The 24,266-nt window shown below is 64.7% G+C and carries 20 protein-coding genes; 9 read left to right on the top strand and 11 right to left on the bottom strand.

The window, feature by feature from the left end; all coding sequences use genetic code 11:
- Positions 1-22: 22 nt before the first annotated feature.
- The 9 genes from AXYL_RS29885 to AXYL_RS29845 all read right to left on the bottom strand — a co-directional run bounded on the left by AXYL_RS29885 (position 23) and on the right by AXYL_RS29845 (position 10,969).
- A complete protein-coding gene (locus AXYL_RS29885) occupies positions 23-802 on the bottom strand; it encodes a molecular chaperone (RefSeq protein ID WP_013396626.1) in 780 nt (259 codons plus the stop codon).
- On the bottom strand, positions 799-3,429 hold the full coding sequence (locus AXYL_RS29880; protein WP_013396625.1) for a fimbria/pilus outer membrane usher protein: 2,631 nt from the start codon (positions 3,427-3,429) through the stop codon (positions 799-801). The genes AXYL_RS29885 and AXYL_RS29880 overlap by 4 nt, the downstream gene beginning before the upstream one ends.
- A gap of 81 nt (positions 3,430-3,510) precedes the next feature.
- Complete coding sequence (locus tag AXYL_RS29875) at positions 3,511-4,242, bottom strand: molecular chaperone (RefSeq protein WP_013396624.1); 732 nt, start codon at positions 4,240-4,242, stop codon at positions 3,511-3,513.
- Between the two features lie 13 nt (positions 4,243-4,255).
- Positions 4,256-4,816 (bottom strand): fimbrial protein, encoded by a 561-nt coding sequence (locus tag AXYL_RS29870; protein WP_013396623.1) that lies wholly within the window; start codon positions 4,814-4,816, stop codon positions 4,256-4,258.
- 323 nt (positions 4,817-5,139) lie between these two features.
- Complete coding sequence (locus AXYL_RS29865; RefSeq protein ID WP_013396622.1) at positions 5,140-5,940, bottom strand: winged helix-turn-helix domain-containing protein; 801 nt, start codon at positions 5,938-5,940, stop codon at positions 5,140-5,142.
- Positions 5,941-5,974: 34 nt separating this feature from the next.
- On the bottom strand, positions 5,975-6,985 hold the full coding sequence (locus tag AXYL_RS34495; protein ID WP_013396621.1) for a fimbrial protein: 1,011 nt from the start codon (positions 6,983-6,985) through the stop codon (positions 5,975-5,977).
- A 40-nt stretch (positions 6,986-7,025) separates the two neighbouring features.
- The gene (locus tag AXYL_RS29855) at positions 7,026-9,530 is read right to left on the bottom strand and encodes a fimbria/pilus outer membrane usher protein (protein WP_013396620.1); all 2,505 of its coding nucleotides are present in this window, start codon (positions 9,528-9,530) and stop codon (positions 7,026-7,028) included.
- 15 nt (positions 9,531-9,545) lie between these two features.
- Positions 9,546-10,355 carry a molecular chaperone gene (locus AXYL_RS29850; protein ID WP_013396619.1) on the bottom strand — a complete coding sequence of 270 codons (810 nt, stop codon included), beginning with the start codon at positions 10,353-10,355 and terminating at the stop codon, positions 9,546-9,548.
- Between the two features lie 83 nt (positions 10,356-10,438).
- Positions 10,439-10,969 (bottom strand): fimbrial protein, encoded by a 531-nt coding sequence (locus AXYL_RS29845; protein WP_013396618.1) that lies wholly within the window; start codon positions 10,967-10,969, stop codon positions 10,439-10,441.
- A gap of 524 nt (positions 10,970-11,493) precedes the next feature.
- On the opposite strand from AXYL_RS29845, the gene AXYL_RS29840 reads away from it, so the two are divergent.
- The 7 genes from AXYL_RS29840 to AXYL_RS29810 all read left to right on the top strand — a co-directional run bounded on the left by AXYL_RS29840 (position 11,494) and on the right by AXYL_RS29810 (position 19,654).
- Positions 11,494-13,347 carry an ATP-binding protein gene (locus tag AXYL_RS29840; RefSeq protein WP_080551117.1) on the top strand — a complete coding sequence of 618 codons (1,854 nt, stop codon included), beginning with the start codon at positions 11,494-11,496 and terminating at the stop codon, positions 13,345-13,347.
- A 23-nt stretch (positions 13,348-13,370) separates the two neighbouring features.
- Complete coding sequence (locus AXYL_RS29835; protein WP_013396616.1) at positions 13,371-15,050, top strand: hybrid sensor histidine kinase/response regulator; 1,680 nt, start codon at positions 13,371-13,373, stop codon at positions 15,048-15,050.
- A gap of 11 nt (positions 15,051-15,061) precedes the next feature.
- Positions 15,062-15,691: a response regulator transcription factor gene (locus tag AXYL_RS29830; protein WP_013396615.1), complete on the top strand. Its 630-nt coding sequence runs from the start codon at positions 15,062-15,064 to the stop codon at positions 15,689-15,691.
- A gap of 25 nt (positions 15,692-15,716) precedes the next feature.
- Positions 15,717-16,115 (top strand): Hpt domain-containing protein, encoded by a 399-nt coding sequence (locus AXYL_RS29825; RefSeq protein ID WP_158307674.1) that lies wholly within the window; start codon positions 15,717-15,719, stop codon positions 16,113-16,115.
- A 78-nt stretch (positions 16,116-16,193) separates the two neighbouring features.
- Positions 16,194-16,979, top strand: a complete 786-nt coding sequence (locus AXYL_RS29820) for an EAL domain-containing protein (RefSeq protein ID WP_013396613.1) — start codon at positions 16,194-16,196, stop codon at positions 16,977-16,979.
- Between the two features lie 105 nt (positions 16,980-17,084).
- Positions 17,085-17,795, top strand: a complete 711-nt coding sequence (locus tag AXYL_RS29815) for a LuxR C-terminal-related transcriptional regulator (protein ID WP_013396612.1) — start codon at positions 17,085-17,087, stop codon at positions 17,793-17,795.
- Positions 17,792-19,654, top strand: a complete 1,863-nt coding sequence (locus AXYL_RS29810) for a 7TM diverse intracellular signaling domain-containing protein (RefSeq protein ID WP_013396611.1) — start codon at positions 17,792-17,794, stop codon at positions 19,652-19,654. The genes AXYL_RS29815 and AXYL_RS29810 overlap by 4 nt, the downstream gene beginning before the upstream one ends.
- An 8-nt stretch (positions 19,655-19,662) precedes the next feature.
- Here AXYL_RS29810 and AXYL_RS29805 read toward each other — a convergent pair whose 3' ends face one another.
- Positions 19,663-20,052 carry a SecDF P1 head subdomain-containing protein gene (locus AXYL_RS29805; protein ID WP_013396610.1) on the bottom strand — a complete coding sequence of 130 codons (390 nt, stop codon included), beginning with the start codon at positions 20,050-20,052 and terminating at the stop codon, positions 19,663-19,665.
- A gap of 117 nt (positions 20,053-20,169) precedes the next feature.
- Here AXYL_RS29805 and AXYL_RS29800 point away from each other — a divergent pair, with 117 nt between their 5' ends.
- Both AXYL_RS29800 and AXYL_RS29795 read left to right on the top strand, forming a co-directional pair.
- Positions 20,170-20,616: a hypothetical protein gene (locus tag AXYL_RS29800; RefSeq protein ID WP_013396609.1), complete on the top strand. Its 447-nt coding sequence runs from the start codon at positions 20,170-20,172 to the stop codon at positions 20,614-20,616.
- Positions 20,617-20,926: 310 nt separating this feature from the next.
- A complete protein-coding gene (locus tag AXYL_RS29795; protein WP_013396608.1) occupies positions 20,927-23,182 on the top strand; it encodes a TonB-dependent receptor in 2,256 nt (751 codons plus the stop codon).
- A gap of 52 nt (positions 23,183-23,234) precedes the next feature.
- On the opposite strand, the gene AXYL_RS29790 is transcribed toward AXYL_RS29795, so the two are convergent.
- Positions 23,235-24,254, bottom strand: a complete 1,020-nt coding sequence (locus AXYL_RS29790) for a Bug family tripartite tricarboxylate transporter substrate binding protein (RefSeq protein WP_013396607.1) — start codon at positions 24,252-24,254, stop codon at positions 23,235-23,237.
- Positions 24,255-24,266: the final 12 nt, after the last annotated feature.

Raw genomic sequence — 24,266 nt, 5'->3', positions numbered from 1 at the left:
GGATGCCGGGACCTGCCCGGACTCAGTCTGCGGGCGCGAGCGTCGCCACGCCGCGGACCAGGGCGCCGGCGTCGTCGGCCGCCTCATAGTGCAGCGTGGTGCTGCCTGCCTCGGGTTGATGGCCGGCGGGCAGCGTGAACCGGCTGGTGGCGTAGGGCGGCAGCGTCAAGCCCTCCAGGCGCCGCATGCCGGCTGCGGCGGGGATCTCCAGCCGCGCCAGCGATACATGGAAAGGGGTGGGGTTGCGCGCCTCCAGCTGCCATGGCGCGGCGGCGTCGCCTGTCCGTCCATATTTCCACGTGACGTGTGCCGGAGCCTCCCGCGGCTTGCCTTGCAGTCCCGGGGGGCGGAACAGGACCTTCATCCGCAACCGGACCGACAGCTGCAGCCGGTTGTAGCGTGATGGCGGCAGCGAGGGGATCTCGAGGAAGTTGATCCAGAACACCGACTCGCGGTCCTGCGGCAGGGACCCGCCCGTGTAGCGCAGTTCCAGGGCCCTGCGCTCGCCGCCATCCAGCCGGTAGACCGGCGGGGTCAGCACGAAGGGCGCGGACAGCTTGCTGGGGTCGGTGCGCGTCTGCGCCTGCTCCTGGTCCAGCCACGCCTGCACCAGAATGGGCGCGTCTCCCGAGTTGCCGGTGCGTATCGTCAGCGACCTGGCTTGCGCTGGGTAGATGAAGCGCGTGCCGATCACGCTCAGGCCCGCATGCGCCCAGGCCGCCATGGCGGTCGTCAGCAGGCCGGCGGCCAGGCATGGCGCGCACACGCGCAGAATCGCCCGGCAGGATCGCAGGCGCATCATCGACGCGCCAGCGGCCCGGGGCTCGCTGGCCCGCCGCCGTCCGCCGGCATCGGCGCGCAGGTGAGGGAGAGCTCGTCATAGCCTTGGTCGCGCTGCCGTGTGCGCTCCGGCAAGGCGTAGTCGATCGCGCAGCGCTGCTGTGGACCGGGGCCCCAACGCACGATGACGCGGCCCCGATCCTGTTCCACCCGCATGACGATGCGACTGCCCTGGCCCACCGCGCCCAACGGCTTGTCGTTGGCGGCATCCAGCACTTCCGCGCCGAAGGGCAACGCGGCGCCGTCGGCCTGGCGGCCGTCGATCAGTACCGGCCGCGCCACGCGGGTGGGATAGGACAGCAGCACGACCGCGCCAGCGCGCGGCGCCACATTGCGCGAACTGGCCTGCAACTCCACGTCGTCGGGGATGTCGCGCGGATCGATGTCGACCGTGTTGAGCTGGTAAGGGCTCAGGCTGGCGACGACGCCGTAGCCGCGGCCGTCCAGGCGATCGCCGCCATAGCCGATCTGCGCGCCTTCGGCGTGGTCGGCGCGGACCAGCGCTACCGTTTCGCCCAGCGTCTGCGAGAAGGTCACGCCGCCGGCATGGGCAAGCACCCCGCCGGATGCGTTCAGCGATGCCTGGCGATAGCCGGAGCCTTGAGAAATGCCCGCCCCCACCCAGGCCTGCGGTAGGCGGTAGCCGATGTTCGCGCTTGCCGAGTTGGCGTTTTCGCGGCTGGCGTGAGACGCCGACACCGAATAGGTGCCGCGGTCGGATTCGCCCATCGTGCCGGCGACCGAGGTGGTGACGTTGGCGCCGGCGCGCGAGTCTGCGCTGTAATAGGTGTTGAGCGTGGGGGCGCCGCGCTCGGCCCGCCCCAGGGGAATGGAGAGATTCAGGGTGATCAGGGTGGAGTTGTCCCGACCGCCGCCCCGGTAGGAAGTGCGCGTGGCGAGGTTCTGCATGCGCTGCACGCCGAAGGAATAGGAGACGTCGCGCCAGCGGTTGCTATAGCCCAGCGCAAAATTGATGGTGTTGCTGCGACCTTGCCAGTATTGGATGGCCGAACCCGACAAATAGACGTTGCCGCCGTTGGTGCCCAGCTGCTGGCTGATGTTGGCGTCGAACCGGCCGCGCGTGCGGCCCATGTCGCCGAACCAGCGGTAGCGCTGCGGCGTGCCTTGCAGCGCGATGCTCTCGCGCAGGCCCACGAAGCCGCTGGTGGAATAGCGGTAGGCCAGCAGCGAAAAGTTGGTGCCGCTGTTGGGCAGGTTTTTGCTGTACGACAGGCGGTAGCTGGCGCCGGTGCGGGTGCCTTCGTCCGGCAGATCGGCACGGGACAGAGTGACGTCGGCCGCGAATGCCCCAATCTGGGTATTTACCGCGGCGCCCGCCAGCACGGAGCCATAGTGCCGGCTGAACGCGAGGCCGCCGTAACCCGTGTACATGTCGCCCAGCCCGCGCTTGAACGTGCCTTGGAGCAGATACTGCGAGCTGCTGCCCATGCCCAGGTCTATCGCGCGCCCGGCGGTCAAACTGTAGCGGCTGGTGCCGGGCCGCAGCAGCTGGACCGTCGTGGCGAAGGGCACGACGAAGCTGCGCGAACTGCCGTCCGCCTCGACGATGCGCACGTCCAGGTCCCCGCCGTATCCCGCGGCCTGCAGGTCCTCGATCGCGAAGGGGCCGGGCGCCACCGTGGTTTCGTACACGAGATAGCCGCGCTGGTACACCGATACCTGGGCATTGCTGGTGGCGGTGCCGCGCACCGTAGGGGTATAGGAGCGCAGCGCGCTGGGCAGCATGCGTTCGTCGCTGACCAGCTGCACGCCCCGAAACGACACGGAGTCGAACAGATCGCCTTCGGTGGAGCTTTCGCCCATCAGCAGCTGCGACTTCCATGCCGGCACATCTGTTTTCAGGTAGGTATAGCCACGCTGATAGCTGGCGCCGTGGCCGGGCGACCAGGTGGCGCTGCCGTAGTGGCGCAACCTGAACGCGCCCAGGTTGATGCCGGCGTTCAGGCCGGCATAGCCGCGCGTGGTCCGCGTCCCCCGGCTGTCCGACGTGAAGAGATTGCTGTTGTAGTTCAGTCGCGCCGCCGTCACGCCACTGTCCCAGTTCGACGGATCCACGTAGGCGCCAGGCGTGGCCAGGCGCAGATAGTATTTGGGCACGGTGAGATAGAGCTTTTGCTCGGCCGCCTCCAGCTTGACCTGGGCGCCGGGGACGTAGCGCGACAACTCGCCGCAGGCTGCCGTTGCGGACAGCGCAAGCATGCCGTCGCCGCGCGCGGCCTTGTCCGTGTCCAGGCCCAGGCGCGCCAGCAATTCGCCGTCGTAACAGGGCGTGGCGCCGTCGCTGCCGGCCAGGAGGCGGAATTGGATCTCCTCCACGCCGCGCCACTGTCCGTTGACGTAGATGTCCAGCCGGTGCAGGCCAGGCTCCATGAGGTTGCCGCGTTCGAAGCGGCTCGTGTCGATGGCCGTGCCGCCGGCGCCCTGGAACATCATCTGCGGGTCGAAGAACGCCTGCTTGCCGTGTACGGGCGCGGCCCAGGCCGCCGCCGCCAGCAGCGCGGCAGAAAGGCCGGATGCCGACCTGAACGCGGCCGGGCGCGGGCTCGCGGGACGAGCGAGGTTTGGCAAGCGGGGGCAAGCCCTTGCGTGTGGGTAATCCATCGGGACGTGTCAGCTCTGTGATGCGCAGGTCTAAGTTGCGCCGCGCCTTTATTCGGTAACGGTCTTCTCGTTCTTGCTGGTTCCGCCGTAATCGGTGATGACCTCGTACTGGACCGAGACTTTGCCCGCAGGTTTGGGCGCGCGTGCCGGAAAGGCGAAGCGCGTTTTGTCGAAGGGCGCCACCATGCCGCCTTCCAGGGCGGTTCGCCTGCCCCCCGCGATCAGATCGACGCTCGCGAAGGACACGTGGTAGGGCGTCGGGTTCGTGACTTCCAGCGCCTGCCCGCTCAGCTTCCAGGTCAGCAGTCCTGGTGCAGCCTGAACATGGGGTCGCAGCGAATTCGGCCTGAAGAACACCTTGATGCGCGACCGGAACTGGAAGATCAGCACATTGGCGTCGTTCGGGTCGCGCGGCGGCGTTTCCAGCACGTTGAGATAGAACAGGCTTTCGCGGTCGGCAGGCAACGGCTCGCGGGTATATGAGATCCGCAGCACCGCGCCGCTGTCAGGATCCACCCGCACGACCGCCGGCGCCAGGACGAAAGGCACGCGCATGTCCACTGGCGAGGTATCGGCATTGCCGTCGTCCAGCCAGCTCTGCGCCAGCACGGGGCCGGCGCCCGCGTTGCGGATGGCCAGTGTCGCGTCCCGGGTTTCTGGTGAAATGACCAGGCGGGTGCTTTGCAGCACGAGCCCGGCCCGGGCGGGAGCCGCCCAGGCGCACAGGGTCATGGCGCAAGCGGCCGCCAGGGATGAAACGATGCGCGCTGTCGACGCCATGACCGGCCCGCGCTCAGTTGTAGGAGAGCAGGTACTTGATGCTCGACGCGCCCGAACCGGCGCCCGCCGCGCCGCCGACCTCGACGTACTTGGCGGCGTACTTCAGTTCCGCGGAGCCTGGGCTGCCCGCGATTGTGGCGATCTGCGGCGTGGTTTCCGAACCGCCGATGGGGATGACGGAGGTGTTGCCCGTTGCGTTGTTGCGGATCTGGATCTCGACGTTGGGGGCGCGGTCGGCGTCCAGCAGCGCCAGGTTGCCCGCGGGCGTGCCGTTGGTCGGGTCGAACATGATGCGGACCTTCCTGCCATCGGTGCAGCCTGCGCCGCCAGCAAGGTTCAGCTGGAACTCGGCTTCGACCGCGTTGCCCAGGCCCACTTCTTCCGGGGTGGGCGTGCCCAGCTGCACCGTCTGCGTGTTGCCCAGGCCAGGCGTGTTGCCGTTGATATCGCAACCGGGTGCGCGGATCACGCCCATGAAATTGATGACGCCGTCGACGGCATGGGCGGGTACTGGCGCGAGCACGGAGACCAAGGCTCCGGATGCCAGGAGAGAGGCGACGAGACTGCGTTTCATGTTGTATTTCCTTTGAAGCTAGGCTTGCCCGCGGCGATCGAAACCATCCCGGGCGCGGGCCGGACCAGGGTCCTTGCGCGTCAGGAGGGCGTCGATCTCTTGAGGGATTTCTGTAAGGCCAGGCACCGCGAATGCGGTGATATGGCGGCTCATACCCGCCGGCCGCATGCGCGAATCAGCGCATGCCGGCGAGTACGGATACTGTATGGGGCAGGGCCGGGAAATTTAGTCGGAAGACATCGATTTCCGCGTCTGAGGAATACGAAAGTGCGTCGAGGGTGAGTTTGCCGCCGCCTTTGCTGCGCGGCGCCTGGCGGCCGCTGCTAGTTTGCGCTGCTCAGCGGATGAACAAACGTATAGCCCTGCCCATAGCTCGTGCGCAGCGGCAGTTCGATCCCCGCCAGCCGCGCCCGGCGGCGCAGGCGGCCGACCACGCTGGAGACGATGGCGCGCTGCAGGTGCGCGGGGCGGCCAGCGGCATCCGGCCAGACCTCGCGGTGCAGGTCCGCAATACTGCGATACCGGAAGTCATGGCCGCTCAGGCACGACAACAGCGCGTATTCCTTGTTGCTCAGCGCAATCTTGCCGGCGCTGTCTGGCGCGCGCAGCGTCTTCTCCGTCTCGATCAGCGCCCACTCGCGGACCGGCGTGACGCGGACGCTCGCGACGGTCCCCGTCAGGGCTCGCCGTTGCCGTGCCTGCGCCTCCTGCGCGGGTACGGCTTCGCGCTGCAGACGCGCGCGCAAGGCCGAAGACAGGCGTTCCAGGCTGCTCAGCGCCGCCAGCAATTCGTCGATACCCGCATCCGAGGACAGGCAGGCGTCTGCGCCAGCGCATACCAGTTCGGCCCTGGTATTGGAGGAGTCATTGGCGGTGATCATCAACACCAGTCCGGCGACATAGGGGCCGCGGCGCGCGTACAGCATCGAGGCGAGCCATTCCGCGCTGCCGTGCAACACGACATGGTGCAGGCCGGGTTCGGCCAGCTGCTCCTGCAATCTGGCGGCGGACTGGGTCAGGCACACCATCTGGGCGCGGTCGCCCAGCCCCTGCACCAGCGCCGCAGCCGGTTCTATCGCTTCGACGCAGACATGGACGGTGTGGTTGAAAGCGGTTTTCTTCATGATTGATGGCCTGTGGTTCGGGGGGCGAAAGGGCTCATTTGTATTCAAGCGTGAAGGTGGCCGTGCCGTTTGCGACGCCCGCGGTCACCTGGCTTGCGGTCTGGTAGTAGCGGGCGTAGAACGGCACGTCGTAGACGCCGTCCTTGGATACGCCCACCAAGGCGCTTTGGCGATAGGCGACCGGCTGGCGGTCCTTGTCCAGGATCTGGATGCCGACGCCGGTCGCGGCATTGGTGTTGGAGGTCAGGGCGATCACGCCCGGCGCGCCTGAAGCGTCGGCCGTGGCGTCCATGCGCAGGTACACGGAATTCAGTTCGGGTTCGACTTTCCAGCAACTCAGCTTGATGCTGAAACGTTGTTCGGCTGCCGTACTGCCGACCGAGCTGAACATGTTTTTCCAGACCTTGCCGAGCTGAACCTTCATATCCTTGTCGGACACGGAGCAGGAAGGGGAGCTGATGGTGGTGGCGCGTCCGCTGACTACTACTCGCAGAGCGTTTTGCGGGTCGTCCGATGTGTACATGGAGGCATATATCCCTTCATCGAGAGGACCGTTTCCCGGTTTGTCATGGGACTTGTAGAGTTCGACGGTTACCATCCATTTACTGTTGGTACTCCATTCAGAATTAGCTTTTGAAAATGGAAAATGCATGGGTGACTGGCCAGGCCAAGGCTTGAAGCCTATTCGAATTGCGATCCCGTAAATGTTCGTCGAGTAGATCCGGTTGCCGCTGGTATGTTGAACTCCCTTGTGGACGGTGCCGATCAACGAACTATCGCCACCGCTGTCGCAGGTAACGATCGATGTGTCGTCGTGCGAGACGGGGAATTCCTTCCGGGCAATTGTGCGGCTGAGGGTGCCTTCTGCATTCGCTGGCACGAATATGGTGCCCAATGCGATATTGATCACATTCTTGTCTAGCCCTTTTCCCAATGTGCATTTCGCCTGGCTTTGCGGCGCATACACACACAACATTAGCGCCAGGCAGGCCAACGACAGAAGTCCGCCTGAACGATTGCTCTTAGTGGTCTGATGCTCTTTCATCTCGTGTCCGTTCTATGTTTTGCGATCTTCAATAGGTGCGTCACTGGCACATGTAGCTGACTTCCCGTATGGGCGCGGGACGTTCCTCTTCCGGCAAGCTGTAGGACACGCTGCAGCTATCCTTGGCGCTGCGGCCCCAGGTCACTTGTATCGTTCCGGATTGCTGTGCCCCCGTCACGAAAGCCTGACCGTCCGGCCCCACGATGCCGATTTCCTCGCCCGCTTCGTTGTCGATGCGCGCGCCGAACGGCACCACGCTGTTGTCCTTGCGGGTCAGCGTCAGCATCAGGCGATAGCCCACCACCGTCTCAAACCCTGCCTGTATCACCGCGCCGCGGGTGGGCACCAGATTCACCGCCGCGTTCCTGACTTCCACGGTGTCGCCCAGGTCCGCGGTGATCATGGCCAGGCGGTTGGAACGGTACGGGCTCAGACTCGGTACGATGGCGTAGCCGCCGGCGTCGGTGCTGACGCCCGGATGCGATTCGAAATGCACATCCTCTGCCGACGGCGCGCGCACCAGCGCCACGGTTTCGCCCAGGGGTTGGCCGAACGTTACGCCGCCGCCATGTACAACGATGCCGCCGTACAAGCCCGCGTTGATCTGGTTGGAGTTCCGCCCCTGCGACGCGCCCAGGTCGAAGCGGCCGACTCTGGACAGGTAGCTGGCGTTCCCGGTGCTGCTGACGCTCTCCTGGTTGGAGGTGGCGGCCATCAGGTTGTAGGTGAGCCGGCCGTCTTCGAGCGCGGAGCCATAGACGCTGGTCTGATGGCTGGTCCGGCCATTGTTGCTGGTGATTACGGAATACTGAGCGCTACTACGCGAGGTGCCCAGCGGAATCGACAGCGACAGCATGACCCGCCGGTCGTTCGAACCGTTGCGGCCGGTGTTCATGTCAACCTGGACGTTGTAGCTGACCTGTCGGTAGAAGCCTGAGTATCCGGCCTGGATCAGCCTTTCCTTCTGATTCGTCTGCCAGTACGACTGCTGGCGCGCCGACGCGTAGATCGAGCCCCATGAGCCCAGCGACTGGTTTACCTCGAACCGCAGTTCGTTGCGGCGGCTGGGCATTCTGTAGCCCCGTTCGAAATCGTCGATGCCGGTCGCTTCCTGGAAGGTCCGGTAGCCGCTGGTGGAGTAGCGATAACCGGCGACGCGGAAGTTGGTGCCGGATTCATCGAAGGACTTGCCATACAGGAAGCGCACGGATTGGCCCTGGGTTTTCAGCCGCTCGGTGGAGGTGCGCGCATGCGCCAGGTCCAGGGAGATCGCACCGAAACTGCGCAGGTTCTTGCCCACGCCCACCAGGCCGGATTGGTAGATGCTGGCGGCGGTGACGCCGCCATACAGCGAGAACTCCTGGCCCAGGCCGCGGGCAACCGTTCCCTGCACGAAGGTGGGCTCGCGTTCGTTCGAACTGTAGGCGTCGCGATACCGCCCGGCGGTGGCGCTGTAGCGCCAGGTGCCTTCGCGCAACAGCGTGGGCACGGAGGCATAGGCCTGCACGTAGCGGTTCTGGCGGCCGTCCGCTTCCGTGATGGTGACTTCCAGGTCGCCGCCGGAGGAGGAGGGGTACAGGTCGTCCAGCACGAAGGCGCCGGGCGCGACATAGGCGTTGTACACGATGTAGCCGTTCTGCCTGACGGTGACGAGGGCGTTGGTCTGGGCAATGCCGCGTATGGTCGGCGCATAGCCCTGCATGCTGTCCGGCAGCATGGCGTCGTCCGAATAGACCTGCACGCCGCGGAACGGCACGCTGTCGAAAAAGTTGCCGGGCGTGTAGCCATCGCCGAGCAGCAGTTGGCCGTTGATCGAGCGCAAGTCGCGTTGCAGATTGGTTTCCTGCGACTGCCATTCTCCGCGTCCGTTGGTGCCGCGGTTGTAGTTGGAGGCGTGGCGCAGGCGCCAGTCGCCGAAGTTCAGGCCTCCGCGCAATCCGGCGTAGGCCGTGTAGGGTGATTCGGCGCCGCGGCTGGAGGAATTTCCTCCGCCCTGGCGCGACATGTTGAACTGATAATCCAGCAGACCCGAGGTGATGCCCTTGTCCCAGCGCGACGGGTCGACCGAATCCCGCGCCGAGCGCTTGAGCGCGGCTTGCGGAATGCTCAGATGCAGCCGTTGCTTGCCGCCATCGAAGTTCACGGCGGCATCTTGCACCAGGGCGGGCAGGTCCACGCAGGCGCCGTCCACGCCAGCGGATTCGGGCAGTGCGGCCATGTTGACGCCCCAGGTCTCCAGTTGGCTGCGAGTCAGACAGACCGAAGGCTGCTTCTGGCCTTCCTGGGTTTCGACGAGGATTCTGCTCCTGCCCATGGACTGATCGTTGACGAACACGTCGGCCAGGTACTCGCCCGGCAGCACCTTGTTGCCGAAACTGAAGATGGACAGGTCAGCCTGCGGCTGGTCTCCGCCCGTGCCCAGGAATTCCTGATTGAAGACAGTGCCCGCCGGCTCGGCGGCCTGGCCTGAGAAGGAGGCCAGGCCCAGCAACAGCGATGCCAATGCCGCGGTAGGGGGCATGCGACCCTGCGATACGCCATTCATTGCGTGCTCCGGGCGTTAACGCGCGGCAGGCGCGACGAGCTCGGCCTTGACGTGGACCGGGACCTGCGCGCTGGGCACTCGGACTTTTTCCTCGGGGGTCTCGGCGCCGTAGTCGTTGATGGTCGTGAACACGACGTCTACGTCCCTGGGCGCGGACAACCCGGACAAGGGGTACTCCAGCACGCCGCCAGGCGACACCATGCCGCCGTTGATCTCCTGCTGGCCGCCGTTGATGGTCAGCGTGGCGAAGGTGACGTGATAGGCGGACGGATTGGCGATCTTCAGCACCGCGCCCCTGCCGCCGGAGACGACAGCCCATTGCAATTGCTGGCGCTGTTCGCCAGGTTGGCCTGCCAGGCCCGACGGCCGGTAGAACAGTTTGATGCGGGTGCGCACCGCGATCTGCAGCACGTTTTCGTCCTGGCTCTTTTCCGGAATTTCCTTGACGTTGAGCCAGAACACCGATTCGCGGTCGAGGGGTAGATTGCCGGCCAGGCGCAGTATGCGCAGCACGTTTTCCTGGCCCGGATCCAACCGCGACAGCGGCGGGCTGGCCACGAACGGCGCCTTGGCATTGCCTTCGCCGGCATCGATCCAGGCCTGCACGACGTAAGGGGACACGCCAGTGTTCTTGACGGGAATGGAGGCCTCGCGGTCCTTCTCGTTGAAAATGACGCGGGTGCCGCCGACCAGCACGCCGGCTGCCGCATTGGCGTGGGCCAGCGTGGCCGCCAGGGCGAAAATCATGAAGGGTCGCGCCTTGTGCACGAACCGTTGCGCGATGTCTTTCAGCATGGGGATCTCGATGTTGTGCTCGCAAGCCATCGGGTTCTCGTGGAACCGCCTGTTGCGAGGAGGCTTGCGGCCAGCCCCTCGCCGTGAGGGACTAGCGGTCCGGCGTAGCGGCGTTACTTGTAGTTGACCGTGAACTGCGCGGTGGCGTTGGCGGGGCCGACGGTGACCGTGTTGGCGGTCGATACATAGACGGCGCCGAACTTCAGATTGTTGGTGCCGGCGCGCAGCGTGTAGTCGGGGGACTCCGCTCCCAGCTTGATTTTTTTCTGCGCGGCATCGCGCAGTTCGACGGCCACGCCGGTGGCGTAGCCAAGTTCACCGATGCCGATGGCCAACGTGTCCGTGTTGATGGTGTCTGCGGTGCCGGTGAAGGTCACGCTTGCGCCCTTGGCCGTGGCGCTGCAGTTGGCCAGCTGGAGTTCGAATTGCGCGGGCGTCGAGTACTTGCCCACGGCGCCGTCCAGGGTGGTCCGCGACACTTTTCCAAGCGGAACGACCAGGTTGGTTGCTTGGGGAGAAACGTCGCACGGCGCATCGACGATTTCGCCGACGAAATTAACCGTCCCGTCTGCGGCCAGGGCGGCTTGGGAAACAGCTGCCGCGGTGGCAAGCAGGGCAAACTTGGCAATCGTGTTCTTGTTCATGGAAGTAAATATCCTGAGTCGATTAATAATCAAAAACGCCGCCTGGAAATTATTGAAAACAGATGGCGGCCGATTTTCGAAATGCTGTCTATGGGTTTTCAGGAATTAACTTCCGTGCAATCCGGCTGTTATCAACATTCAATTCGGATATTGATGAAAAGGCGCAGCCAGATATTCAATTCGTCTGCTCCTCCGGATCCCGCGTCCTGCATTTCGTCGGCAACCGAAAGTTAAAAGAATCAGAATTTGTGAAATGTAGGAATCCTCCCTTCTTGTTGTATGAAATTTCATATGAAAAAGATGATCGGCGATTCTTGCCAATAATTGCCAATATTGTCCGAATGAGGCGATTTAATTGGTATTTTTTGGGCCGTTTTGGGCCGTGATTTGAAAGCAACGTTTCGTGGATTTTGTTGGGCCGCGGACGCGTGCAATGGGTTTGTGGCAAGCCTTCTGCGATAAAATCGCGGCTGCGCAGCGCGTACCAAATCCAGCCACAGGCACGACCACCGACCCTCCCCAGAATGAAGCCGGAAGTTCTTGCGAACGCTATGCAGCGCAGCGGCGTCGTCCGCACCCGGATAGCGGTTGGGACGGCCGCGATTCTCATCGCTCTATGCGCGTATGGCGCGCCTATCGTTGCCGAGCGCTTGCAGCCGCATGCCGCGGCCACAAGCTGGTCCTGGGTGTTGAGCGGCGTGTTATTTCTCGTCCTTTTGTCGGCCGGGGGAGTATTGCGGCGCGCCGCAAGAAAAGACCGGGATCCGCTGCGGCGCCTGAAGCAGGTCGGCCGCCTGATTGCCGCCGCGCCCGTGGATATCACCGTGCGGGACAAGTCGCTGCGCATGGTCGCGTCCAGCGCGGGCATGCAGCGCTTTGTCGATATCACGGTCCGGAACGGATGGGTGAGGCCGGAATTCATCGATCTGGAATTCCTTTCCCGCGATGAGAAGGATCAGCTTCCGATGCCGGCTAGCGTGGCGGCCTTGGTGCGCGAGTACCAGACTGCGATGGCTACTGGCGCAGCGCGCTCCTATGACTTTTACAATGAGGTGGAAACGGTCGGCATCAAGGCGCCATACGGGGGGCGGGTGACGCCGCTGTTCGGTGTGCACGGCGAAGTCATAGGCATGATATCCAAGGGGATGTATTTCCTCGGCCATAGCCAGTCGCTGGACGACTCGGCCGCCGCGCGCGGTAGGGCAGAGCGCGTCAATGACACCAAGACCCGATTCCTCGCGGCGGTCAGCCGCGATGTGCGCAATCCCTTGAACGCCATGGCGGGGCTGCTGGAGATGGCTTTGTGCGATGCCGCGACTCCCCGGCAATCGAAAGAGATGCTGGCGACTGTGCGGTCTTCCGCCCAGTCGCTGCTCCAGTTGCTGCCTTCCATTGTCGATATCCGTGGAATGGAGACGGGAGATCTCCCGTGCACGAGCGCCCCCATTTCGTTGCGCAGGGTCGCGGCGGACGTGGTGGCGCTGTTCGCGCCCAGTGCCTATGAGAAAGGCATAAGCCTGACGCTGGAGGTGGCTCCCGAGGTCGCCGCCTGTCATTTGACAGATGCGAAAGGGGTGAGTCAGCTGCTCAACAACTTCCTGTCCAACGCCATACGCTACACGGCGCGCGGCGGGGTCCGGATACACCTGGACGGCGCGCCGCTGGAAGACGGCCTGCAATGGGTCACGCTGTCCGTCATCGATACCGGCAGCGGCATCGAGCCGTACATACAGCAGAAGCTGTCGGAGTCCCGCTATGAAGCGGGACTGAGCGCCTCTCCCGATGGCGCTGGCCTGGGCTTGCACTACTGCCAGCAGATGGTGCACCGCATAGGCGGCACCATCCGTATTTCCAGCGCTGTCGGCGAGGGCACCCATGTCCATGTGCGTGTGCCGTTGGCGCTGGGACCCAGCCCATCAAGCGATGTGGCGCAAGACACCGCGCCCGGCTTGGCGCCACGGCCGGCCGCCGGGCTGCGGACGCTGGTTGTCGAAAGCGAGGCCGGCAACCGCTTGCTGCTGAAAAGCCAATTGGAATTCCTCGGCCATGAGGTGCTGGTGGCCGACCACGGCGCCCAAGGCGTGGCGCTGGCGCGTGACAGCCGGCTGGACCTGGTTGTTTGCGATGACGTGTTGCAGGACATGGACGGCGCCGGGTTCATCCAGATGCTGCGTGCGGGCTCAGGCGAAAGCGCCGCTGTTCCCGTGCTCGGCTACACGGCCGGCGCGCGCGCCGAGGATCGCGAGGCGGGCCTGCGGGCCGGCATGCATGAGGTATTGGTGAAACCTGCGGGTCTGCGTGAACTGGAACAGGCGCTGGCCTCCTGCTTGCCGGCGGCGTGCGCCCGAGGCGGGCTGGCGCGGGATGGAGCGGCATAGTGGCTCCTCGCGAGGCAAGCGCCATGCTCACGCTTTCCGTGTTCCTGAATATGGTCCTGGCGGCGGCGCTGATTGCCGCATTGGTCTGGGTCGCGCTGCGCATTCGCGGCGCCAGGTCTGTGCGCGGTGAGCTGGCCGGGCTGGCGCGCTTGGCGGATACGCTGCCCGTCGCGCTTTTCGTCCGGGATCTCGATCTCAACCTGATGACGCGCAACGACTCGCTCAAGGCATACGCCGACACGTGCCGCAGCGAGGGCTGGGGCCTTCCGCTGCATGCCACGCTGGAGTCCCTGTCCGCGCCGGCCCCTGAAAGCGGACAGCCTGCCAATCTGGAAGAGATCATCCGCGACTATCGCCAGGTGCTGGCCAGCGGCGAAACGCTGGTGCGCGAGCATGCTTTCAAGCATGATCCCGCATCCGGGGTGGCGGCATGGGCCGCGCCCTTGCGCGGGGCGGACGGCGCCGTTATCGGCTTGATAGGGGGCAACGCGCGTTTTCGCGGATTTCCCGACTTGCTGCGGGACGTGTCCGAAACCCGGTTGGGCATGGAAAGGGCCAATTTGATGAAGTCGACCTATCTTGCGTTCATCAGCCATGAAATCCGCACCCCATTGAATGCGATCATCGGCATGCTCGAGCTGATCCTGCAGCGTGGCGGCCTGTCCGGCGACACGCGCGAGAAGCTTGCGGTGTCGCGCCAGTCCGCCCAATCGCTGTTGTCCCTGATCAGCGGCTTGATCGATATCTCCAAGCTGGAGACTGGCCATTTCCAGCTGCGGCGCAAGAATGTCGATCTGCGCGCGCTGGCGGCCGACACGCTGGCGCCGTTCCGGGCCGCCGCGGAAGCGAAGGGCTTGCTGCTATCGCTGGACGTCGAGGCTGAGCTCGCGGAGCGCCATTTTTCGGATCCGATCCGGCTCAAGCAATTGCTGGATAAGCTGTTGTCCAATGCGGTCCGTTTTACGGACCATGGCCGCATCGATGTTGCGCTGCAAGCCGGGCGGGCGACGGAGGAGATCCAGTGGATCACGCTATGCGTGGCGGACACCGGTCCCGGGATCGCCGCGGATGTTCAGGCCAGGCTGGCTGCGCCGCACTTTGAGCCTGCGCTCAGGGAGCAGGGCGCAGGCATCGGGTTGGGGCTGTCAATATGCAGCGAGCTGGCGCGCTTGATGGGCGGATCCATGGAAGTGTCCAGCGTGGCCGGACAGGGCACAAGGATATCGGTGCGCTTGCCGTTGGCGCTGCCGCCTTCCGAACACGCCGCCGTGGCGTCGGCCCCTGCGCTCGCGGCGGCCGACGCCGGCGGCTTGCGCATACTCGTCATCGACGACCATGAAGCCAACCGGCTGCTGCTCAAGCATCAGCTGCGGATGTTGAAGCATTCCGCGCAATTCGCGCAGAACGGCGCGGCCGGCCTGGCGTTGGCGGAGCGGCTGGAGTTCGATCTGATCATCTGCGACTGCGTCATGCCCGTCATGGACGGCGCCGCGTTCACGGCCGCCCTGAGGGCGGGCGGCGGCCTGAATGCGGCAACGCCGGTGCTGGGCTATACCGCGAGCGAACTTGAACTCGATTTGGCTTCCGGCGCGCGGACCAGCATGAACGCCGTGCTGATCAAGCCTGTGGATCTGCAGACGCTGCAATCCTTCATCCTCGCGCATGGCAGGCGACCGCCGGCTTGCGGGACTACGATTCACTGAAGGAGGACGAGATGTCGACTGTCCTGATTGTTGATGATCATCCCGCATTTCGTCTGGTCCTGAGGACGCAGATTGCGCTGTTGCCCAGCGCTAACCGGATAATTGAGGCGGACAATGGGGTCGACACGCTGGCGCTGGCCAGGAGCGAACGCCCGGACTTGATCGTGCTTGATCTGGACATGCCAAAAATGGGCGGCCTGGAAGCCATTTCCAGAATCCTTGCCGTTAATCCGGACTTGCGGATACTAGTCGTGTCAGCGCATGATCCTTCCGTATTCGCGTCGCGCGTGGCGGAACTTGGCGCCTGCGGCTACGCCAGCAAGCGTCTGGAAATCAAGGAACTGGTGCGCTGCATCGAGTCCGTGCTGGCGGGCTATAGCGTGTTTCCGAACTCGGCCAAGGCGGCCAGCAACGCGGACGTGGTGGATTTCCATCAGAAGAAACTCGACCTGCTCTCCAACAAGGAAATGGTCGTCACCCAGATGCTGGCTCAGGGTTTGAGCAACAAGGAAATCGGCGACGCGCTGTTCATCAGCAATAAAACGGTGAGCACGCACAAGACCAGGATAATGAACAAATTGCAGATTGGCTCTTTGGTTGAATTGGTCGATTTTGCAAGAAAGTCGAAAATTTCGATGTAAAAAACTCAAAACGGCGTATGCCCGCGTGAATAATCCATCGGCTCCGGCCATTCATCCCCTGCAGGAAGTCCGACAGGCGCAGGTCGTGGAGGTGTTGCGCCGCGAACTGCTTGCCAAGGTCGGCAACGACCCGGATATCGCCGCGGAGCTTGCTCGAAGCCTGGATCAGAACCATAGGGAGGACGTCGATGACCTGCTGCTGGCGATCAAGCAGGAGCGGTGGGCGGAGGTCAAGCGATATGCGCATCGAATCCTGAACACCGCGCAGTTGCTGGGCTGTGGCGCCTTGGTCGAGCTCTGCCTGCGCGTCGAGGGATTGCTTGCCGAGGATGGCGGCCAGGCGCGTGCGAAACTATTGGAAGACTATGTGCCGGTGGTCCAAAACTTGAGCGCAATCCTGGAGCGCGTGAGGCGCACATTCTGAATCATCCTACATTTTTCGTTCCCAAAGCGTCGTAGAGTGGCGGATGTAATTTCGCCCCAAGCCCACCAGGAATGAAGTATGAAACGCGCCATAGCGCAAAGCCAGCAGCTTGGCGACGAAGAAGTCATGTTGATGGCACGGCGCGGCGACGGCTTGAGCGTCGTGCTGCAGCCGCAGTTCAATCTGCTGAATGGCGAAATGGTCGCCGCGGAATGCCTGGCCCGGTGGACTCACGCGGTCAGGGGCGAGATTGGACCGGCCGAATTCGTTCCCGCCGTTCATCGCCTTGGCGTGGATCTGCCTTTTTTTGAACAGATCTGCCGCCTGGCGGTCGCCGCTTCGGCCGCCCTGCGCGCGCAGGGAATCGACGTGCCCCTGGCGATCAACGCATCGGCCTCGACCTTGTCCAGCCAGGGCGCGATCGATGCCTTGGTGCACCACGCGGGCGCCGCGAACATACCGTTGACGCGGTTTCGCATCGAATTGACCGAGGACCAGCCTGTCACCCGCCTCGAACCGTTGCGCAGGTCGCTGAAGAAATTCGCGAAGGCGGGCTGCCAGGTCAGCATGGACGATTTCGGAACCGGCTACGCCTCCTTGCAGCTCTTGAACGCGCTGCCCATCGCCGAACTGAAGATCGACGGCCGTTTCGTGCGCCGCATCCGCCGCGACAGGAAGGCGCGCGAAATCACCCGCCTGTCGGTGCTGCTGGGGGAGCGGCTCGGTTTGCGCGTGGTCGCCGAAGGCATTGAAAGCGCGCCGGATATCGCCCTGCTCCAGTCCATGGGGTGCAGCCACGGGCAGGGCTATGTGCTGTCCCCGCCGATCTTGCTTTCCGAGTTTCTCGAAAGCCGCAAGCGCTAGCCGCGCCAGGGCCGAATTCCTGTGAAAATACCCATTTCCAGGGATATGCGGTTTCACCCGGCTGAGACATAGTTCAGGCTGGGCAATTCCGCCCGCTCTCATCCGATGACCGCTCACATGCTTGCTTCCGAGTCGACCCTGCCTGCCCCGGTGCTGCTGGTGGAGGACGAACCCCTGATCTGCCGCCGGCTGGAAGGCCTGTTGCTGCAGCTGGGCTATGCGCCGGAGGCGCTGGTGTTCGCCGCCACGCTGGCGCAGGCGCGCGAGCGCCTTGCCAGCCAGCCGTTCGCGCTGGCGCTGGTCGATCTGGGTCTGCCTGACGGCAACGGCACGGACCTGATCGCCGAGATGCACGCGGAAGATCCCAGCCTGGCGATCCTGGTGATTTCGGCATGGAGCACGGAGGACGCAATCCTTGCCGCGTTGCGCGCGGGCGCCACGGGCTATGTGCTCAAGGAGCGTGACGACCTGGAGGTGTCCCTGTCGATCCGCAGCGTGCTGCGCGGCGGGGCGCCGATCGATCCCTTCGTGGCCCGTCGCATCATCGAAGAGCTGCGCCCCAGGCGGACAGGGCCGTCCGATGCGGCAGCGGGCGACCCGGCCGAGTCCGCTGATTCGGGCGAAACCCTGAGCCCGCGCGAAAGCCAGATCTTGCGCCTGGTCTCCGAGGGGCTGGGCAACCGTGAGATCGCCGAGGAACTGCACCTGTCGCGCTATACCGTCGAATGCCACGTCAAGCACATCTACCGCAAGCTCGCCGTTTCTTCGCGGACGCGGGCCATACACGCGGCGCGCACGCGCGGCTTGCTCGATTGAAGTGGCTTGCCGTCCTGTGGCTGGCGCTGTGGCTGGCGCCGGCATGGGCCCAGGAGCCCGCTGGCGCCTGCACGGCGCAGGTGCTGTCGATACAGGTCGCCCAGGGCGGCAACGACGGCCGCAGGCCCGATTCGGTGCAGTGGCAGACGGTCGCGCTGCCCGATGACTGGAGCGCCCGCTGGCCGGGATACAGCGGCACGGCCTGGTATCGAATAGGCTGGCGGCGCGATTGCGCAGGCGCTGCGGACGGGCAGGTCGCGCTGGCGCTGGAGTCGGTCGTCATGGCGGGCGAGGTCTATATCAACGACGAACGGATCTGGAGCGATCCGCAGCTGACCGAGCCGCTGTCGCGCAGCTGGAACATGCCGCGCTACTGGCTGATTCCCGACGCCCTGCTGCATCCCGGCGAGAACACCTTGTGGATCCGGGTAGTTGGCGTGGCAGGGCAATCGCCCGGCCTGGGGCCGGTCTATCTCGGCGGGAAAGCCCCCGTGTTGCAGCGCTACGAAGACCTGTGGTGGCGTCACCGCACGCTGTTCACGCTCAACCTGATCGTCTCGGCGGTGCTGGGAGGGCTGTGCTTCTGCATCTGGCTCATGCGCCGCGAGCAGCGCGCCTTTGGTTGGTATGCGCTGATGGCCTTGTTCTGGGTGCTGTTCATCGCCAACGTGCTGGTGACCAGTCCCTGGCCGTTCCCGGACAGCCTGACGGCGGCCCGGGCCAACATCATGGTGCTGGTGCTATACGTGGCCTGCTTTTGCGTCTTTACGTGGCGCTTCGGCGGGCAGTCGCTGCCGCGCATCGAAAAGGCGCTGTGGCTGCTTGCGGCCGCGCTGCTGGCGACGCTGGCCTTCGTGCCGCAGATCCATCTGGCCGAGGTGCAACTGGGCGTGGTGCTGATCGTGTCCGCGATTTTCTTTGCCAATTGCCTGCAATTCCCGTTGCATGCGCTGCGCACCCGCCGGCCAGAGCACGCGATGCTGGCGGTGTGCCTGCTGGTCTTCGTTGCCGCCTGCGCCCACGATCTGTTGCGGGTGCTGAAGCTTATCGACGGCGAGAATATCTATACGCCGTTCACCAGCGTGGTGGTCACGCTGTGCATGTCCGCAGTGCTGGGGCTGCGCCATGCGCGCAATGTGCGCCGCATCGAGCGCTTCAACCAGGAACTCGCCGACGGCATCGAGCAGGCGCGCACCGAACTCGCCACCACGCTGGAGCGCGAGCACGCGCTGGCGCTGACCAATGCCAGGCTGCAGGACCGGCTGCAGATCGCGCATGATCTGCATGACGGGCTGGGCGGGTCGCTGGTGCGCATGATGGCCATGGTGGAGCAGGCCAGCGCGCCGTTGCACAGCCAGCAGTTTCTATCCATGCTCAAGCTGCTGCGCGACGATCTGCGACAGACTATAGACAGCGGCTCCAGCGCGGGTGTTACGGTGCCGGCCACGCCGCGGGAATGGATAGCGCCATTGCGTCACCGCTTCATGCAGCTGTTCGACGAACTGGACATCAGCGCCAACTGGCGGGTTCCCGAACAGTGGCGCGCGCCGCCCAGCGCCTTGCAGTGCATGGCGCTGACGCGGCTGGTGGAAGAATCGCTGGTGAACGTGCTCAAGCACAGCCGCGCCCGGCGCGTAGAGGTGGAATTGCGCCAGCCCGAGCCTGACCGACTGGAGCTGCGCATCGAGGACGACGGCGTCGGTTTCGATGTGGCCGCAGTGCTGCGGGCGGGCATCAGCGTGGGCATGCGCAGTATGCATACCCGCATCGCCAGGGTGGGAGGCACGCTGGAGGTGGCCTCGCGGCCGGGCCAGACCATGCTGACGGCCACGCTGGGGCCGCGTGCGCCCCAGACCTGAGGGCGGGGCTACTTGGCGGTGTTTTCGTCGTCCACCGTCAGTCCGCCGCTTTTCATGATGCTCTGGGCGATCTCTTCGGCGGACTTGCCGGCGAAGCCGTGTTCGCCCGCGGTGATGCGGAAGCTGTCGCCTTCCAGCGGACTCTGCAGCGTGGCCGAGGACAGCAGCACGCCGCCTGAGCGCAGCTGGATGCGCTTGCCCACGCGGTCTCGCGTGAAGTCGGCCAGGGCCTGGCGGCTTTCGGGCTTGAGTTCGACGTCCACCGTCCTGGCGGAGGTTTGCGGATCGGCCCCGGCGGTGGCCCGCGCCACCTGCAGCACGACGGTTTCAGCGTAGGCCGCGCAGGGCAGCAGCGCGGCAAGCACGGCCGCGCGGCCGAGTTGTCTCATTGATGGCATGGCAAGCTCCTTCCGATGGACAGCCCCTCCATGCTAGCCCATGTCGCACCAGCGCCCGGCCGCGCGGTCTAATATTGCGCCTCGGCTCTGGACCGAGCCGCCACCAAGGAGAGTTTCATGGCAGTGCGCGGAATCTGGTTGTTGTCTGGCTGGTTGCTGGTGGGCGCGGCCTATGCGGGATCGGCGCCGGCGGAGCTGCGCTGTGTCTCGGATAGCGGCAAGGTCGCGCTGGAAGGCTCGATTCCTTCGCCGTCTTCGGAGGAGCTGGACTTGAAGTTGCGTTATGCCGACGGCGGCTTGTCGTTCAATTCGAGCAAGAATGATAGCTACGTGGCGGAAGACTTCCCGCAGTCGGTGTTCACCCTGGTGGTGGCGACCCGGGACCTGCCGTTGACGCTGTACGCCCTGCCGTCCAGCGTCGCGGTAAAGAAGCGCGAGAACGGCGACGTCACCGGCAAGTTTCAGGCCAAGCTGACCTCCGCGCGGCCGCGCACGATGTCGGGGGCGCAGACGGATACCCCGCTGAAGGCCACGCTGAACTGCGAATACCGCTACTCGCTGTAGCCGGACGCTGCGTCCGACTGTCCAGCCCCTTGTTCCGATGGTTGCCCATCGGGAAAGGGGCTTTTTGCCGTCTGAAGCCAGCGGATGCGCGGCGATGGCTGCGTGCTGAAAGCAGTTTTCGTGCTGGAATGTTGTTATTACGCCGCTTTTGCGGCTGCCTTGGCCACTAAATTCCATGAAATTGACATTTTTCTGAATAAAAGCTGACTGTTTGTTGAATGTAAAAATAGGAATGAATATCATTGGCGATCTTATAAAACCAAGAGCGCGCATGGCGCACCCGCCGCGGGGCGGTTCCTGAAAGAGTCCAATGAGCAAAGCAGATAGATCGACGGCCCATGCCAAGGCCGGTGGCAACCCTTCGGCCTCCATTTATGCAGCAATGTGCGGCGCGCTGATGTCGCCGGGCCTGGTCCTGGCCCAGGGCAGCCAGGCGCCAGGCGCAGTGCATCAGTTGTCGCCCGTCCACGTGCAAGGGCAGGCGGTCAGTGACGGCTACGAGGCCAACATCGCCTCCTCTCCCAAGATGACGGCGCCCTTGCTGGATACGCCGAGGTCGGTCACGGTGATCACCGAACAGCTGATGCGCGACCGGGCCGCCACCTCGCTGATGGACGTGCTGCGCACCGCGCCGGGCATTACCTTTGGCGCCGGCGAAGGCGGCACGCCCACCGGCGACCGGCCCTTCGTGCGTGGCTATGAAGCCAGCACCGACATGATGGTCGACGGCATGCGCGACCTGGGACGTTTCTCGCACGAGACCTTCAATCTGGAGTCGGTCGAGATCCTGAAGGGGCCGAGCTCCGCGTATTCCGGCCGCGGGTCGACCGGCGGCAGCATCAACCTGGTCAGCAAGAGCCCCAAGCTGGAGAACTTCGCGGAAGGCACGGTCGGCGTCGGCACCGACGACAACTGGCGCCTGACGGGTGACGGCAATTGGGCCCTGGGCGAAAGCTCGGCGTTCCGCCTGAATTTCATGAAGCAGGGCGGTGACATTCCGGGCCGCAACCACGTCGAAACCGACCGTTGGGGCGTGGCGCCCTCGTTCTCGTGGGGCCTGGGCACGCCGACGCAAGTCACGCTCAGCTACTACCACTTGCAGAACGACGACACGCCCGATCTGGGCATTCCGTTCAAGAACGAATCGCGCCCCGACCGCGTCACTCCGCCCAAGGTGGACCGCGACAACTATTACGGCTTGATCGGCCGCGACTACCGCAAGAACCAGGCCGACATGACCACCCTGATGGTCGAGCACAAGTTCAGCGACAAGCTGAAGCTGCGCAACGGCACGCGCTATAGCGAATCCACCAACGAATACGTGATGACGCGCCCGTCCTTCGACAACTGCGCGGCGCGCGTGGGCGGCAGGCCCAACCCGGCCTATGGCGTGGCGCCCTGCTCGAACGAAGCGGATGGCGTGCAGATGAGCAAGGCTCTGCGCAGCCTGAACCAGACCAACCGCTCCTTCATCAACCAGACCGACATGTTCGGCGAGTTCACCGCCGGCGGGCTGCGCCACAGCTATGTGGCCGGCCTGGAGTTCAGCACGGAAACCATCAGCAAGCGCGACGGCGTGCCGGCGGGCGGCTTCGACAAGACCCTGGTGGACGATCTGTACAACCCGAATCCTCGCCAGCCGTATACCGGCAGCCTGAGCTGGGGGCCGCGCTACGACGCCGCCAAGACCATCACGCGCGCGGCCTACGTGTTCGACACGGTCAAGTTCAGCGAGCAGTGGGAAGCCAACGCCGGCCTGCGCTATGACAACTACCGCGTGACCAGCGGCAACGTCGAGCGCACCGACAATATGTGGAACTACCAGCTGGGCCTGGTCTACAAGCCGGCGCCCAACGGCAGCATCTACGTGTCCTACGGCACCTCGTCCAATCCGTCCGGCGAAACGGCGGGCCAGTCTGGCGGCGCGGACGGCGCGGCAGGCGGCCGCTTGACCGCAGGCACCGCGGCGCTGGCGCCCGAGAAGAGCCGCAGCATCGAACTGGGCACCAAGTGGGATGTGTTCGACGAGCGCCTGTCGCTGACCGCGGCAGTGTTCGAAACCCGCAAGACCGATGCGCGCAGCTCCGATCCCATCACCGGCGACGTGACGCTGTCCGGCAGCAACCGCGTGCGCGGCATCGAACTGGGCGTGGCGGGTTCCATCACGCCCAAGTGGCAGGTCTGGGGCGGCTATAGCTACATGGATCCGAAGGTCACCAGCTACCAGAGCGGCGGCAGCGACTTCAGCGGCAATCAGATGAAGTTCATCGCCCGCCAGAGCGCCAGCCTGTGGACGACCTACAAGTTCCTGCCCGAGCTGACGGTGGGCGCCGGCGCAACCTTCACCGGCAAGCGCTACGTCGACGACGCCAACGTCTACCAGCTGCCTTCCTACTGGCGCTATGACGCGATGGCGGTCTATCAGTTCAACAAGAACTTCGGCCTGCAGCTGAACCTGAACAACCTGACCGACGAGACCATCTACGAGGCCTCGCACGTGGGTCTGTTCAGCTACGTCGCACCGGGCCGTTCGGCGATGCTGACCGCCACGTTCCGATACAACTGACGCCGATCGCGCCAGCCCCGCGCCTGCGGGGCTGGCGCTCCGGCTGCGCGTGTCAGTCGATGCGCGCGCCGGAGATCTTGACGGCCTCGGCCCACTTCGCGATTTCCTGCTGCACGAAAGCCTGGAACTGTGCAGGCGTGGACGGCGTGAACTCGCTGCCGGAGGCGACGATCTTCTCCTTGGTCTTCGGATCGGCCATGACTTCGCGCATGTCCGCCGAGATCTTCTCCACCAGCGGCTTGGGCGTTCCCTTGGGCGCGAAGAAACCCGACCAGGGCGGCGCGGCATAGCCCGCGAAGCCTTGTTCGGCCACCGTGGGATAGTCGGGCGCGCTGGCGAAGCGTTCGCCCGTGGTCAGGGCCACGATCTTCAGTTTTCCGCTCTTGGCATAAGCCTGCACGGCGGGCAGGCCGGTAATGCCCACCTGGATCTGGCCGCCCAGCAGGTCGGTCACCATTGGCGAGCTGCCGCGGTAAGGAATGTGCGAGATCTCGAACTTGCCCTGGTTCTTGATCAGTTCCATGCCCAGGTGCGACGCCGTGCCGTTGCCGTCCGAACCGTAGGAGTAGTGCGCGTCGGGCTTCTTCAGCAGGGCGATGAGTTCCTGCAGATTGTTGGCCGGTACGTCGTTGTTGACGACGATGGCGTTGGGATACAGCGTGGCTTGCGTGATGGCCTCGAAATCCTTGACCGGGTCATAGCGCATGTTCTTGTAGAGCGAGGTGTTGATGCCATGCGAGCCCGTTACGCCCAGCACCAGGGTGTAGCCGTCGGGCGCGGCGCGCGCCACGTACTCCGAACCGACGTTGCCGCCCGCGCCGGGCTTGTTTTCCACCACGACCGGTTGTCCCCACTTCTTGGAGAGTCCCTCTGCCACCAGGCGCGCGGTGATGTCGGTGGCGCCGCCTGCTGGGAAGGGCACGACGATGGTGACTGCGCGCGTGGGGAAATTGTCCGTGCCCTGTGCGAAGGCGGGAGCGGCGGCCAGCCCGATGGCGCCGGCGAGCAGTGCCAGAATGGTGCGGCGGGTGGTCGGCCGCGAGTGAGTTGCGGAGATGGTCGAGTACTTCATGGTTCAAGCCCC

Origin of the sequence: Achromobacter xylosoxidans A8 (assembly GCF_000165835.1) — a bacterium.
Classification (GTDB): Bacteria; Pseudomonadota; Gammaproteobacteria; order Burkholderiales; family Burkholderiaceae_B; genus Achromobacter; species Achromobacter xylosoxidans_B.
Note: the sequence above shows the minus strand (reverse complement) of the source record. Positions and strands in the feature narration are given on the sequence as shown.

Coding starts and splice junctions, on each gene's coding strand:
- AXYL_RS29805 (WP_013396610.1), bottom strand. CDS start 20,052: ATGCCATCAATGAGACAACTCGGCCGCGCGGCCGTGCTTGCCGCGCTG.
- AXYL_RS29870 (WP_013396623.1), bottom strand. CDS start 4,816: ATGAAACGCAGTCTCGTCGCCTCTCTCCTGGCATCCGGAGCCTTGGTC.
- AXYL_RS29840 (WP_080551117.1), top strand. CDS start 11,494: ATGAAGCCGGAAGTTCTTGCGAACGCTATGCAGCGCAGCGGCGTCGTC.
- AXYL_RS29845 (WP_013396618.1), bottom strand. CDS start 10,969: ATGAACAAGAACACGATTGCCAAGTTTGCCCTGCTTGCCACCGCGGCA.
- AXYL_RS29855 (WP_013396620.1), bottom strand. CDS start 9,530: ATGAATGGCGTATCGCAGGGTCGCATGCCCCCTACCGCGGCATTGGCA.
- AXYL_RS29820 (WP_013396613.1), top strand. CDS start 16,194: ATGAAACGCGCCATAGCGCAAAGCCAGCAGCTTGGCGACGAAGAAGTC.
- AXYL_RS29885 (WP_013396626.1), bottom strand. CDS start 802: ATGATGCGCCTGCGATCCTGCCGGGCGATTCTGCGCGTGTGCGCGCCA.
- AXYL_RS29795 (WP_013396608.1), top strand. CDS start 20,927: ATGAGCAAAGCAGATAGATCGACGGCCCATGCCAAGGCCGGTGGCAAC.
- AXYL_RS29850 (WP_013396619.1), bottom strand. CDS start 10,355: ATGGCTTGCGAGCACAACATCGAGATCCCCATGCTGAAAGACATCGCG.
- AXYL_RS34495 (WP_013396621.1), bottom strand. CDS start 6,985: ATGAAAGAGCATCAGACCACTAAGAGCAATCGTTCAGGCGGACTTCTG.
- AXYL_RS29815 (WP_013396612.1), top strand. CDS start 17,085: ATGACCGCTCACATGCTTGCTTCCGAGTCGACCCTGCCTGCCCCGGTG.
- AXYL_RS29865 (WP_013396622.1), bottom strand. CDS start 5,940: ATGAAGAAAACCGCTTTCAACCACACCGTCCATGTCTGCGTCGAAGCG.
- AXYL_RS29830 (WP_013396615.1), top strand. CDS start 15,062: ATGTCGACTGTCCTGATTGTTGATGATCATCCCGCATTTCGTCTGGTC.
- AXYL_RS29800 (WP_013396609.1), top strand. CDS start 20,170: ATGGCAGTGCGCGGAATCTGGTTGTTGTCTGGCTGGTTGCTGGTGGGC.
- AXYL_RS29835 (WP_013396616.1), top strand. CDS start 13,371: ATGCTCACGCTTTCCGTGTTCCTGAATATGGTCCTGGCGGCGGCGCTG.
- AXYL_RS29790 (WP_013396607.1), bottom strand. CDS start 24,254: ATGAAGTACTCGACCATCTCCGCAACTCACTCGCGGCCGACCACCCGC.
- AXYL_RS29875 (WP_013396624.1), bottom strand. CDS start 4,242: ATGGCGTCGACAGCGCGCATCGTTTCATCCCTGGCGGCCGCTTGCGCC.